We start from the raw sequence: 12,268 nt of genomic DNA on the forward strand, positions 1-12,268 counted from the left end.
CCCACCGTGGCCCGTCTCAGCCCAGACGACACCTGACGAACCACCTCCCCGCCCGGGAAATCGTGAGTTTACCCAGTTCCGCTTCCGCCTGAAGGGCAAAAGCTGGACATTGCTCAGCGAGCGGCGCTCCCGGGCCACCGTTCGACGAGTTCGGCGAGCCGCCCGGCCTGCGGTGATTCCGGGTCCAGGGTCCGGACCACCTCCAACAGGCGGCGCAGCCCGTCCTCGAACCGCAGGCACGTCCTCGCCAGCGCGATCACGTGGAGGCGGTCCTGGGACTGGTAGGAAACCTGGTCCGCGATTTCCCGGCGCGGGAACATTTCCAACAACAGCCGGCGGCTTTCCGCACCCCGGATGCACGGCACGGCCATCATCGCGTCGACCAGCGCCGGGAAATCGTCCGCCGCGTCGGACTGGCGCAGTGGCGGGGCACCGAGCAGGCGCAGCCAGGCGACCGTCGTGGTTTCCTTGACCGAAACCGGGATCCGCCGGTAATCGGCGGGTGCCGCCGCCGGGTCCTCCACCACGACGTCGTGGTAGAAGGTGTCGGAGGCCAGCAGGGCGAGTTCGGCACCGGTGGCCTTCTGCGCGACCTTGGCCTCCGGAGCGTCGAGCAACCGGAAGGTGAAGCTGACGGCCTTGCCGACCGAGCCGTGGCTGCCCTGCTGCACCTCACCGGCGTGCAGGGCGAGGCGCAGCTGGATCCGCGCGCCGTCGGAATGGACGGCGTTGTAGCGGCGCAGCTCGGCGTGCATGCGTTCGGGCAGCTGCGCGACGAGGTCCGCCTTCGCGATTTCGGGCGGCAGCAGGATCAACGCGCCGTCGCCGGTGTTCTCCACGAAGCAGACGTCCCAGGGGATGCCGGTCTCGGCGAAGGTGCCCTTGAGGACCGCCCAAAGGCCCTCGTGCACCTCGCGCAGGTGGACCAGGGTCCGGCCGGGATCGTTGTACCCGGCGACGTCCACGGCCATGATCGTCCGGTGCAGCGCGGCCGCAGAGGAATGCACGACCCACCTCCCCACGTCCCGGGCTCATTGTTTCAGACCCATGCACGCTCGGCCATGTTCGCGCAGGGCGTTACGCCGAAACCGGACCTTCTTGACCTTGTTTCGTCCATAATTCGTCGTGCCCACGAGACGCCTGCACCTGGTGAGCGCGGATGAGGACCACCGCGTCTCGACCATCGAGCTCTTCTTCGACCTGGTCTTCGTCTACGCCATCACCCAGACCACCCAGCTGATGGCCGACCACCTGAGCCCGGCCGGGGTCGGGCAGGGGCTGGCCATGCTCGCCGTGCTGTGGTGGTGCTGGTGCTCCTACGCCTGGCTCGGGAACACCATCCACGTCGACCACGGGATCGCGCGGCTGGCGATGTTCGGGGCGATGGCCGTGATGTTCCTGGTGTCGCTGACCATTCCCGAAGCCTTCGTCGACCACCCCGGCGGGCTGTTCGCGCCCGCTCTCTTCGTCGTCTGCTACGCGCTCGTGCGGCTGTTGCACCTCGTTGCCTACCTGGGCGCGGCGAAGGACGACCCGGGACTGCGGCGGGTGCTGCTCAAGATGTTCGTCGGGCTGCTGCCCAGCGTCGTCCTGCTCGGCGTCGCCGCCTTCCTGAGCGGGCCTTGGCAGCTCGGCTTGTGGGTGGTGGCGCTGGGAATCGATTACCTCAACGTCTACCTCACCGGACCCGACGGCTGGCGGCTCAACGCGCCCGCGCACTTCGCCGAACGGTTCGGGCTCATCGTGATCATCGCGCTCGGCGAGTCGATCGTGGCGATCGGCATCGGGATCGGGGCGCTGCCGATGTCGTGGCTGGTCGCCGGCGGTGCGGTGTGCGGGCTCGCGCTGGCCGCGGGGATGTGGTGGACGTACTTCGACGTCGTCGCGCGCGTCTCCGAGCACCGGCTCACGCGCGCGACCGGCGTCGAACGCACGAAGCTCGCCACCGACTCCTACACCTTCCTGCACCTGCCGCTGATCGCCGGGATCGTGCTGGTCGCCCTCGGGCTGAAGAAGGCGTTCCTCTACCTCGCCGACACCGAGCACCACACCCCCGGCGAGGCCCTGCACGGCGTGCCGATCTGGACGCTGACCGGCGGCCTCGCGCTCTACCTGATCGCGCTGAGCTCCCTGCGCAAGCGCAACCTCGGCAGCTGGAACGTCCAACGGCTGGTGCTCGGCGTGCTGCTGGTCGCGGCGACACCCTTGCTGGAGCACGTGCCCGCCGCCGTGTCGCTGCTGGTCGTCGCGGGGCTGGTGCTCGGGCTCATCGCGTTCGAACGGCTGCGCTTCGCCGAATGGCGCCGGCAGGTGCACACCGCGCACTCGTGACCGGACCCGCACTGGCGCGATCCCGTCTCCCGGGTTAACCTACTCGCGAGTAGGTAACGGGATGGAGGGCCACATGGCTGCGCCAAGGAAACGGGACGCGATGGGCTGGGGCCTGTCCGCGCTGACCCGGCTGGCCGGGAGCAAGGTCGTCGATCGAGCCGGGCTGCGCAAGCCCCTCGAGGACCTGGTCACCGCGGGCACCCGCAACGGCTTCCGCGTCGCCGGCGCGGCGACCCGGTCGTTCAAGTCGGTGCAGAAGCTGGGCAAGCCCGCGCGTCTCACGCCGGCCGCCGACACTGGGCTGTTCGACCTCACGCCGAGCGAGGACCAGCAGCTCATCGTCGAAACGGTGACGGAGTTCGCCGCCGAGCAGCTGCGCCCGGCCGCCGCGGACGCCGACGCCAAGCTCGAGGCGCCCGAGGGACTGCTGACCCGGGCCGCCGAGCTGGGCATCAGCCTGGTCGGCATCCCCGAGGAACTCGGCGGCGTCGGCACGGAACGCTCGGTGGTGACGAACGCGCTGGTCGCGGAAGCGCTCGCGCACGGCGATCTCGGCCTGGCCGTCGCCGTGCTCGCCCCCTCCGCGGTCAGCACCGCACTGGTCAGCTGGGGCGACGAGCAGCAGCAGGCCGACTACCTGCCGGCGTTCACCGGCGAGCACGTGCCGGCCGCGGCGCTGGCCCTGCAGGAGCAGAAAGCGCTCTACGACCCGTTCAAGCCCGCCACGAAGGCGCGCCGGACCCCGAAGGGCTACCAGCTCGACGGCGTGAAGTCGCTGGTCCCGCGGGCGACGCAGGCGGAGCTGTTCATCGTGTCGGCCGACCTCGAAGGCCGCGGGCCGGCGCTGTTCCTCGTCGAGTCGTCGAACGCCGGCGTGTCGATCGAAACCGAGCCGGCGATGGGCCTGCGCGGCGCCGCGACCGGCAAGCTGCACCTTTCGAGCGTCGCGCTGCCGGCGGGCGCGCTGCTCGGCGGCGGCAAGGCGGACGTCTTCGCCGAGGTCGTGCGGCTCTCGCGGCTCGGCTGGGCCGCGCTGGCCGCCGGGACCGCGAAGGCCGTCCTGGACTACGTCGTCCCCTACGTCAACGAGCGGGTGGCGTTCGGCGAGCCGATCAGCCACCGGCAGGCGGTCGCGTTCTCCGTCGCGGACATCGCGATCGAGCTGGAGGGCCTGCGGCTGGTGACGTTGCGCGCGGCGGCGCGGGCCGAGCAGGGCAAGTCCTACGCCCGCGAGGTCGCGCTGGCGCGGAAGCTGGCGGTGGACAAGGGCATGCAGATCGGCAGCGCGGGCGTGCAGCTGCTCGGCGGGCACGGCTTCGTCAAGGAGCACCCGGTCGAGCGCTGGTACCGGGACCTGCGCGCCATCGGCGTCATGGAAGGCGCCGTCCTTCTCTAGGCTTTCGAAAGGCGTGTTAACGATGATTAACTTGGAAGTTCCGAAGAAGGCCGGCGCGCTGATCAACCAGGCGTACCAGGCCGCGGCCGAGGTGTTCCGGCCGATCTCGCGCAAGTACGACCGCGCGGAGCACACGTACCCGAGCGAGCTCGACATGTTCGCGGCGCTGCTGGACGGCCTCAACTCCTCCGGCGAGGGCGGCGCGGGCGCGGCGGGCGTGCGCCGCTCCGGCTCCGACGAAAAGGGGAAGGGCAACCGCAACGGCGCAAACCTCAACGTCGTCCTCGGCACGATCGAGATGTGCTGGGGCGACGTCGGCCTGCTGCTGTCGATGCCCCGCCAGGGCCTGGGCAACGCGGCGATCAGCTCGGTGGCGACGGACGAGCAGCTCGAGCGCTTCTCGGGCATGTGGGCGGCGATGGCGATCACCGAGCCGGACTTCGGCTCGGACTCGGCGGCGGTGAGCACGACAGCCCGTCTCGACGGCGACCACTACGTGCTGAACGGCGAGAAGATCTTCGTGACGTCCGGCGAGCGTGCCGACGCGGTGGTCGTCTGGGCGACGCTGGACAAGTCCAAGGGCCGCGCGGCGATCAAGTCGTTCGTGGTGGAGAAGGGCACGCCGGGCTTCGAGGTGGTGCGCACGGAGCACAAGCTCGGCATCCGCGCCTCCGACACGGCGGTGCTGCGCTTCGAGAACTGCCGCGTCCCTCGCGAAAACCTCTTGGGCACGCCGGAGATCGACACGAAGAAGGGGTTCGCGGGCGTCATGCAGACGTTCGACAACACCCGTCCCCTCGTGGCGGCCATGGCAATCGGCGTAGCCCGCGCGGCCCTCGAAGAGACACGCTCGATCCTGACGGCGGCTGGCGTCACGATCGACTACGACCGCCCGGCGAACGCCCAGCACGCGGCAGCGGCGGAGTTCCTGCGCCTGGAGGCGGACTACGAGTCGGCGTACCTGCTGACCCTGGAATCGGCGTGGATGGCGGACAACCGCAAGCCGAATTCCCTGCAGGCGTCAATGGCAAAGGCCAAGGCGGGTCGATCGGTGGTGGAGATCGCCCTGAAGTGCGTCGAGCTGACCGGGGCGTACAGCGAGGAGTCGTTGCTGGAGAAGTGGGCTCGGGACGCGAAGATCCTGGACATTTTCGAGGGGACTCAGCAGATTCAGCAGCTCATCGTGGCTCGCCGGATTCTCGGGAAGACGTCTGCTGAGCTGAAGTAGTTGTGACGTAACGGAAAGCCGCCCGGTCGCTTGCCCATCGTTGGGGCTTTGCGACCGGGCGGCTTTCGCGTCGGCGGGGACCGGTTTCATGATCAGGCCGCCTCCAGGCCGTCATCGAGGGCAGGCCGTCCGAACACCGCGTCTACGGCCTCTCGTGCCCGTTGGTGGCTCGACGGCACGAGGTGCGTGTACGTCCGGAGCGTGAAGCCCGGGTCCGCGTGCCCAAGGTAGTCGGCCAGCTCGGTAATCGACACCGCACGCGCCAGGAGCGTCGAGGCGTAGAAGTGACGGAGCGCGTGCATCCCGTCCGCACGACCTCGGTACTTGACCTCGGCTGCCCGGAACGCTCCGTGCCAGACAACCTTCGTGAACAGGTCTCCGGAGTACAGCCGGCCACCTTCCCCGGTCATCAGCAGCCGCGCCGTCACCGGATCGCCGTCCGCGCTCTGCCAGGGCAGCGTGACGGCCACGGACGGGAACCGGTCCTCGTGGTCGTCGATCTCGGCCAGCATGGCGGCCGACAGCGGGATGGTTCGCTCCTTGCCTCGTTTGGGGAGCGCGAACATCATCACGCCCCTGACCGTCTTGATCTGTCGGCGAATCCGCACGGTCATTGCCGTTCGGTCGACGTCGTCCGGCGAGAAGCCAAGAATCTCACCTTGCCGCAGACCGAACCCAGCACCGAGCGGTACGGCGATCCTGAACCGTTCCACCAGCCCCGACCGCACGGCCTGCACCCGTTCCTCCGGCCATACGACGATCGGCGGGCTACTCGCGACCGGTCGCCGCACGGTCTTTGCGTGGCACGGGTTCTCACGAATCCGGCGGTCGTCCACGGCCGAGTCCATCACGCCGGAGACAGTATTGAACAAGACCGCCTGGTAGTTGTCCGAGAGCTTCCGCTCTTCCATCGAGCCGACCCAGTTACGAATGGTCGACGGCTTGATCTGCCCGACCTTCTTGGTCTCGAAGACCGGGTAGATCTGGCTTTCGAGCCGACTGAGGATGGTCGACCGCGTGCCCGGGTCCGGAGACTGGCTCTTCAGCCAGCTCTCCGCCTGCTGACGAAACGTCGTCATCGAGGCGCGCGGATCGATGTACTTGTCTTCGCGCTTGTCGGATTCGACGCCGATCAGGAAGTCCTCGGCGCGCTTCTTCTGCTTGTCCGCGAAAGACTTCGAGCGTTCGTTGTTGTCCGGGTCGAGGTAGCGGACCTTGTATCGCAGCCCGATGCCGTACAGCTCGGACCGTTCCATGACGGGCTTGCCCCGCGCGTTGAGGATGACCTTTCCGGTCACCGCATCCCGCGCGGGGCGATACCAACGATCTTGGATGTGTCCCATCAGGCCGCCTCCGCGTCGACCCAGGCGCGCAGCTTGGCCGGGTCATAGCGCAGGTGCCGGCCGATCTTCTTCACCGGCGGGCCCTCGCCGCGCCATTTCCACTGGTAGAGCGTCTTCACCGGGACGCCGAGGTACTCGGAGACGTCCTCGACGGTCCAGAGCCGATCGATGTTGCTGACGTTGTTCATTAGTCCCCCTTTGATCAGGCCGCGAGTCCAGTTGCCGAAGTTTCTGGAGGTCTCTCGGCGGCCAGTAGCGCCCGGTCGTACTCGGCCTTCCACGTGATCCGTTCGGCGATCGCACGCATGACCAGGTGCGGCCGGGGCGGTACCTGCGGGTCGCCGGGCTCGACCTTGCGCCAGACCTGCTGTGACCGGTCGGCCTCCGGCTTCTCGATCCCGACCGCCGCGAGCGCCTGGAGCACGAAGGCCCGCCGGTCGGCCTTATGGTCAACGAGCGTCTTGCCCGACCACTTCCGCGAGACCAGGACCCGGCGGCCGGGCAGCCCGAGCGTGGTCCGGCGGTGAGCCCGACCCTTGCAATGCCCTGGCGTGGTCTTGCCCGTGACACCCTTGGGCTGGACGCCGTAGAGCAGCCAGACCGCGCAACGCGGCGAACACGGCGTGACCGATAGCTCGGCGTGAAGCCGGTCGTGGTGATCGGCCTGGGCCGCGCTGTCCGCCTCAACCACCTCACCCGTGGATTTCGTGAGGTACTTGGTCAGGTAGCCGATGTGGCGGCCGGCCTCTTCAGTGCCGCCGAGGATGCCTTTCGAGTGCACCTGACGCCCGAACCGCACGACGTGCGCCGGACGCTCCACGGCCTCCACCGCGTCGTCCCACCGCGTCAGCGGCTGACGCGTCTCCGAGTCGACGAACCCGTGTTCGGGACCGTCCCAAACCGGGCGCCGGTCGGTGTAGACGATCTCTTCATGGGACGGCCACCAGACCTGGTGGTAGGTGGCTTCGGTGACCTGGCGGATCACGTCGTGCGGTACCGAGCCCCGGATGGCCGCGTGCAGGTGCGGAGCGGCCCGACGTTGGGGCTCGACCGTGGCGAAGTACTGGGCGTCCCAGCCGACGACCCGGCGCAGGTTCTGCCACCACCGGTCCACCAGCGCGGAGAAGTGCACCGCGTCCCGGGCTGCCCGCCGGTAGTCATATCGACTTGGGTCGACCGGGGAGCCGTCGCCACGGACCGGGCCGTAGGTGTCGCAGGTCAGGGTCACGAACATCGAGGGCCGGAACTTCCCCGCGAACTCCCGGCCGACCGTCGTCTTCGCGACCTTCCGTCGAGGCAGGTTCGGCGCGTCCTGCCGCCGCTTGGTCGACCGCTTCACAGCTCGCTTGGTCGGGACGTCGAGGGCGGGCAGCCGGCCCCGCATCCCGAGTTGCCGAAGTTCCGCATCAACCCCGGCGACCTCCTCCCGCAGCTCCTCAGCCTCCGCCTGGTCGTGCTCGGCCACCTCCCGATACGCCGCCACCAGGTCCGCCCGGTAAGTCAGCAGCTCCTGGTGATCCTCCGAGGGCGGCTCAGCGGCGAGGACAGGTTCTTCGGCCAGGTGCCAGCCCTCACGGCACTGGGCCTGCCGAAGCGCCTTCGCCTTCCGAGCACACGGCAGGCACACCGACTCCACAGTGGACCCGCAGGGCACCGGGACGTAACGGAGTTCGCCGGTCGTGGTGTCGCCGACCTCCATCGTGAAGGGCCGGACGCAGACGCCGTGCTTCTCCGCCGTCGCCTGGATGACGTTAGCCGCCAGCGGGGTCCGCATCCGATCGGCGCGTGTCTCACTCATCAGGCCGCCACCTCCCCGGGCGTCGACCAGCCACGCAGCAGGTAGACGGGCATGTCCTGCTTCGCCCCGGCCGGGAGGTCCGGGAACGTGCTCGGCTCGAACGGAACCACACCGAAGACGCGGACGGGGATCCCGCAGGGCGTCCGGCCGGTGATCGAGATGTGTACCCACCTCCCATCCCGCAGCCGCCACAACTGGGCCGAGACGTCGTCGAGCGTGTGCGCCCACACCACCAGCGCCCGAGCGACCTCGGACAAGCCATCGGCATCGAGCTGGACCTTGATCGGGCTCGACCAGGCGTTGACATCGACCGTGGCCACCGGCGGCAGTTGGTGGGAGTCCAGGTGATCACGGATGGCGTCGAGGAAGATCATCAGCCGGTTCACGCGGCCACCCCCTCACCGCCGTGCCGCAGATCCGCGACACCCCCATTGGTCACATACGCCTCCAGCGCCTTGACCGTGGAGTCGGAGACCCACCCGGCCCGGACGCGCAGCGGCTCACGGATGCCCTCGCCCCACACGTAGCCCACGCCAGCTTCGGAGTCGCCGATCCGGTTCGCCCACGCCCCACGCTCATACGCCCCGTCGCCGAGGACCATCCCGACGTGCGTCTTCGAGGTCACCCGCAGACACACCCGCCGGGTGAACAGCTCCCGGACCGGGACGGTGTCCTTGGTGGGCTCCTGAACGTAACCACGGACCGAGATCCCCAGCGCACGCCCCTGCGTCGTCAGCAGCGCGACACGCTCCACAATGGCCTCACGAGTCTTGCGATCCGTGTACTTCGTCAGCGCGCCGATCTCGTCGAACTCCAGCAGCTCCAACGGATAATCCGTCGACACCGGGATCGTCCGCAGCCGACCGGCGAACGCGCGCTTACGCGATTCCATCTCCTCCACCAGGCCGTCAAGCAGTTCCACGGCATCCTTGCCGCCGACCGCGTAGCGGGAGAAGATCCCACGCCCGTAGGCGAGTTCCATGCCCTTCGGGTCGATCCCGGACATGCGCACCACCCCGGCCCGGATCGCCAACGCGGCCGCCACGAGCGGGCACCACATCACCGAGTTCTTGCCCGCGCCCGAAGCACCGGCGGTCAGACAGTGCGCACCGGAGCCCAGCAGCGGCACCCGCCAGTCACGCCCATACTCGGTCCGCCCCGCCCAGACGTTGCGCAGGTCCACGCCGGTCGAGTCGACGCCGTCCGGCACCTGGGGGCCGGCCACTCCGCCGCCGAGCAGGTCACGCCGCTGGAAGTCGATCGACACGACGTTGGGTGCCAGTTCACGGACCTGGCAGCGAGCGACCTTGCGCGCGACGGCCAAGGCCCGGGCGGCCTCGTCGAAGTCCTCTGGCTTCTGCCCGGCCACGAGCTCCACCCGCACCTCGTCCCACGACGCGCCGGAGCGGACGTCGAGCACCTTGGGCAGCCGCGCATTCGGCCGGTTCGACGTCGACCGGGACAACGCACGTCGACGGCCGACGAGGTTCACGTTCACCACCACCGGCAACGCCTCGTCCCGCACCGACAGACCGCACGCGTGCAGCCACTCCGGCAGCTTCCGCCCGTAGACCGCCCACCGAGCCCACCACGAGCGCAGGAACCGCCAGCACCACTGATCGAACGAGACAGCATCGAACGCCCACCATGCCGCCGAGATGGCCGCGATGCTGCCCAGGATGATCGCCAAGGAGAACCAGCCGAGCAACTCGCACCAGGCGTAGACGGCGATCACGGTGAGGCTGGTCCGCCACCGGATCACGACCTGCGCGAGCATCCACACCACTGCCTTGCACAGCCACCACAGCGCTACGAACACCACGGCAGCCGCAGCCAGGGCTTCCAGGATCGAAGCCAGGGCACGGCCGACCTTGTGCAGCACCCACACGCCGAGACCGAGGCCGGCCAGGGCAACCACGAGAACACCAGGAGACGTCATCGTCGACCACCCCGCCGCGCCGCCGAAAGATCCAGCGGCAAGGCGCCCAAGCAGGACGCGCACTTGGTTTCACCCGGCAGCAGCCGAGCGAACTTCTGACATTCCGCGCAGCGCATCCGGGTGACCCCGGTTGACTGGAGTCGGTTGTCATCATTTATCGTCTGCATTGTTCACTTCTCCAGTGGACAGGCGCAGAACCGGCGAAAAGGTTGGTAGCCACGAACCGGTTCTGCGCTTCAAAGGGATCAAATTTGGGCGCACGGAGACGCGTTTCAGCGCCACACGTCCCCGCGCGCGTCAATCAGAGAATATTCGGATTTTCCGGTCTAATCAGTCCACAAGCGCGACCCTCTCCTCGTCACACTTGAGCTCCGCCTTCACTTCGCGAACCACGCGACCCCACATCATGTACGAGTTGACCTCAAGCGCCTGCGCCAATCCCACCATGATTTCGGCATCCCGCAGCCACCGGCACCCGCACTCCAACTCGGCGAGCTCCACTGCGCCAATACCGGCCCGCTCGGCCACCACCTCCACCGTCTCGTCCCGCAGCTCGCGTACACGCCGCAGCCACGAACCCACCACTGCACGATCACTCATCAATCCTCAATTCATCGACCGCCCGCGCGGTCTGCGTATCTCTCAAGGCCAACAAAGTGAAATCAACGCGGCCCTACCTCAGAGCGTCTGCCAATGCGTCGTCGCGCGCTTCGCTCAGCGTTTGAGGCCGCCGACCCTCAACCGGAGCCACCTTCGCCGCCCCCATCACGCTCGGCCGGAGCCGCCGCGCGGACCGTCAGCAGCGCCGCCAGCTCCTCGACCCCGTCCCGGAGCCGGTGCAGGAACGCCACGCAGGCCGGCCACGCGTCCGGCTCCCCGGGCACGGCCAGGGACACCACCGACGTTGACCCGGTCACCACCAGCACCGGTGGACTGGCCGGATGCGTCCCGGTCTCCTCGACCGTCACCGAATCCTGGGACTCGACCGTCCACGTCACGCCGAACCCGTCGACCCGAAGCCCCATCACCGTCTGCCTTACTCGCCCAATCCCGCGCCAACTCGGCAAATCCCTCGGCCGCCGACTCCAGAGCCGCCACGCACCACCATGGCAACCCCCGCGACTGGGCCAACTCGTGCCACGCCCGTGATACTCGCTCTGCTGCGTTTGCCGTGTTCATGGATGCGCCTTGGGAGAGCACCCGCGTCCCGTGCTCCCACGCCGCCATGTAGTCGCGGTATGCCTGCTCCCACGCCCGGACCAGCTCGCTGAACGCCGCAGCATCCCGAACCGGCCCGGACGTGTTCATCCCGCTCACGCCGCCTTGGCCGCAGCTTCGCCAGCCGTGGCCGAGCGCGCCGACTTCGAACCACTCCCGGCCGCCCTGAAGCCCGTCGCACGGAAGACGTAGGACTGGTACTTGAACTCGCCCTGCCCGGCCACCTTCGGCTCAGCCGTCAGCCCTTCCAGCTCGATCGGCCGCATACCCGGCAGCGCCTCCGAGGTAGCCGGAACCGGCTGCACGTCAGCCAGCAGCGTGATCTCGAACGAAGCCCGCTTCGCCCGCGTCTCGCCCGGATCGGTGACCGTGGCTTTCCACTGCCGCTTACCGGTCACCTCGTCCACCCGCTGCCGCGCCGGGCGATTGACAGCCCGATCCTCACGCGACTGGTACTCGTTGTCCGGCGACACTTCGCCCACCATCACCAAGCCCTGCGGGAACGCGTCGTCGAAGCCGATGTTGAACCGGTGTCCCTTGTCGATAGCCATGCTGAATTCCCTTGTGTCGTCTGTTAGTCGGTAGCTTCGGGAGGCTCTCCGCCTCGTGCCGCTGCGGCGTCCAGTGCCGCGCTCACCTCGTCCAGTTCCCTCCGCAGCACAGCGATGGCGTCGGAGTCCACGAGCAGGACCACCGGGAACGCCTTGCCGAACCGGACTTCCGCGCGGTTTGCGTACGTCAGCGCCGTGACACGAATCGGCAGATCAGCCGTGACGTGGATCTGAACCGTGTCGCGCATGCCACGCCGCGCTTACGCCGCACGTCGGCGAGGTACCGCACGCTCGTCCAAGCCAGCCGGCCGGACGGCGGTTGCTATGGTCACGCCTACCTCCTCGGTGTCCTGGCCACCGGGCCTGTCCCGGCAACCTGACACCCAGACTCCGCCAAAACGCGGGACGTGATCACCACGTGGCGGGACATCTCGGGACGTCCCTGGTACCGTCGAAGACGTCCC

General features: G+C 68.5%; 13 protein-coding genes. 3 read left to right on the forward strand and 10 right to left on the reverse strand.

Annotated features, from left to right (window positions below):
* Window positions 1–113: 113 nt before the first annotated feature.
* Window positions 114–1,007, reverse strand: a complete 894-nt coding sequence (locus ABZW17_RS14005; RefSeq protein ID WP_354813162.1) for a hypothetical protein — start codon at window positions 1,005–1,007, stop codon at window positions 114–116.
* Window positions 1,008–1,125: 118 nt separating this feature from the next.
* Between ABZW17_RS14005 and ABZW17_RS14010 the strand changes: the two genes are divergently transcribed.
* The 3 genes from ABZW17_RS14010 to ABZW17_RS14020 all read left to right on the forward strand — a co-directional run bounded on the left by ABZW17_RS14010 (window position 1,126) and on the right by ABZW17_RS14020 (window position 4,955).
* A complete protein-coding gene (locus ABZW17_RS14010; RefSeq protein ID WP_354813164.1) occupies window positions 1,126–2,331 on the forward strand; it encodes a low temperature requirement protein A in 1,206 nt (401 codons plus the stop codon).
* A 100-nt stretch (window positions 2,332–2,431) separates the two neighbouring features.
* On the forward strand, window positions 2,432–3,727 hold the full coding sequence (locus tag ABZW17_RS14015; RefSeq protein ID WP_354813362.1) for an acyl-CoA dehydrogenase family protein: 1,296 nt from the start codon (window positions 2,432–2,434) through the stop codon (window positions 3,725–3,727).
* Window positions 3,728–3,749: 22 nt separating this feature from the next.
* Entirely contained in the window at window positions 3,750–4,955 is a 1,206-nt protein-coding gene (locus tag ABZW17_RS14020) for an acyl-CoA dehydrogenase family protein (RefSeq protein ID WP_354813166.1), read from the forward strand.
* Between the two features lie 92 nt (window positions 4,956–5,047).
* Here the strand turns inward: ABZW17_RS14020 and ABZW17_RS14025 are convergent, their stop codons facing one another.
* From ABZW17_RS14025 to ABZW17_RS14065, 9 genes are all read right to left on the reverse strand, one after another.
* Entirely contained in the window at window positions 5,048–6,298 is a 1,251-nt protein-coding gene (locus ABZW17_RS14025) for a site-specific integrase (RefSeq protein WP_354813168.1), read from the reverse strand.
* A complete protein-coding gene (locus ABZW17_RS14030) occupies window positions 6,298–6,486 on the reverse strand; it encodes a helix-turn-helix domain-containing protein (protein ID WP_354813170.1) in 189 nt (62 codons plus the stop codon). Before ABZW17_RS14030 ends, ABZW17_RS14025 begins: the two co-directional genes overlap by 1 nt.
* Before the next feature lie 14 nt (window positions 6,487–6,500).
* Window positions 6,501–8,096, reverse strand: a complete 1,596-nt coding sequence (locus ABZW17_RS14035) for a replication initiator (RefSeq protein WP_354813172.1) — start codon at window positions 8,094–8,096, stop codon at window positions 6,501–6,503.
* Window positions 8,096–8,482: a hypothetical protein gene (locus ABZW17_RS14040; protein ID WP_354813174.1), complete on the reverse strand. Its 387-nt coding sequence runs from the start codon at window positions 8,480–8,482 to the stop codon at window positions 8,096–8,098. Before ABZW17_RS14040 ends, ABZW17_RS14035 begins: the two co-directional genes overlap by 1 nt.
* Window positions 8,479–10,035 carry an FtsK/SpoIIIE domain-containing protein gene (locus tag ABZW17_RS14045; RefSeq protein ID WP_354813364.1) on the reverse strand — a complete coding sequence of 519 codons (1,557 nt, stop codon included), beginning with the start codon at window positions 10,033–10,035 and terminating at the stop codon, window positions 8,479–8,481. Before ABZW17_RS14045 ends, ABZW17_RS14040 begins: the two co-directional genes overlap by 4 nt.
* A gap of 330 nt (window positions 10,036–10,365) precedes the next feature.
* On the reverse strand, window positions 10,366–10,635 hold the full coding sequence (locus ABZW17_RS14050; RefSeq protein ID WP_354813176.1) for a hypothetical protein: 270 nt from the start codon (window positions 10,633–10,635) through the stop codon (window positions 10,366–10,368).
* A 137-nt stretch (window positions 10,636–10,772) separates the two neighbouring features.
* Complete coding sequence (locus ABZW17_RS14055) at window positions 10,773–11,060, reverse strand: hypothetical protein (protein WP_354813178.1); 288 nt, start codon at window positions 11,058–11,060, stop codon at window positions 10,773–10,775.
* 288 nt (window positions 11,061–11,348) lie between these two features.
* Window positions 11,349–11,804, reverse strand: a complete 456-nt coding sequence (locus ABZW17_RS14060) for a hypothetical protein (protein WP_354813180.1) — start codon at window positions 11,802–11,804, stop codon at window positions 11,349–11,351.
* A gap of 23 nt (window positions 11,805–11,827) precedes the next feature.
* Window positions 11,828–12,052 (reverse strand): hypothetical protein, encoded by a 225-nt coding sequence (locus tag ABZW17_RS14065; RefSeq protein ID WP_354813182.1) that lies wholly within the window; start codon window positions 12,050–12,052, stop codon window positions 11,828–11,830.
* Window positions 12,053–12,268 lie beyond the last annotated feature (216 nt).

Origin of the sequence: Amycolatopsis sp. NPDC004625 (assembly GCF_040609695.1) — a bacterium.
In the GTDB taxonomy this organism is placed as follows: domain Bacteria; phylum Actinomycetota; class Actinomycetes; order Mycobacteriales; family Pseudonocardiaceae; genus Amycolatopsis.

Coding starts and splice junctions, on each gene's coding strand:
- ABZW17_RS14015 (WP_354813362.1), top strand. CDS start 2,432: ATGGGCTGGGGCCTGTCCGCGCTGACCCGGCTGGCCGGGAGCAAGGTC.
- ABZW17_RS14020 (WP_354813166.1), top strand. CDS start 3,750: ATGATTAACTTGGAAGTTCCGAAGAAGGCCGGCGCGCTGATCAACCAG.
- ABZW17_RS14025 (WP_354813168.1), bottom strand. CDS start 6,298: ATGGGACACATCCAAGATCGTTGGTATCGCCCCGCGCGGGATGCGGTG.
- ABZW17_RS14030 (WP_354813170.1), bottom strand. CDS start 6,486: ATGAACAACGTCAGCAACATCGATCGGCTCTGGACCGTCGAGGACGTC.
- ABZW17_RS14035 (WP_354813172.1), bottom strand. CDS start 8,096: ATGAGTGAGACACGCGCCGATCGGATGCGGACCCCGCTGGCGGCTAAC.
- ABZW17_RS14045 (WP_354813364.1), bottom strand. CDS start 10,035: ATGACGTCTCCTGGTGTTCTCGTGGTTGCCCTGGCCGGCCTCGGTCTC.
- ABZW17_RS14050 (WP_354813176.1), bottom strand. CDS start 10,635: ATGAGTGATCGTGCAGTGGTGGGTTCGTGGCTGCGGCGTGTACGCGAG.
- ABZW17_RS14055 (WP_354813178.1), bottom strand. CDS start 11,060: ATGGGGCTTCGGGTCGACGGGTTCGGCGTGACGTGGACGGTCGAGTCC.
- ABZW17_RS14060 (WP_354813180.1), bottom strand. CDS start 11,804: ATGGCTATCGACAAGGGACACCGGTTCAACATCGGCTTCGACGACGCG.
- ABZW17_RS14065 (WP_354813182.1), bottom strand. CDS start 12,052: ATGCGCGACACGGTTCAGATCCACGTCACGGCTGATCTGCCGATTCGT.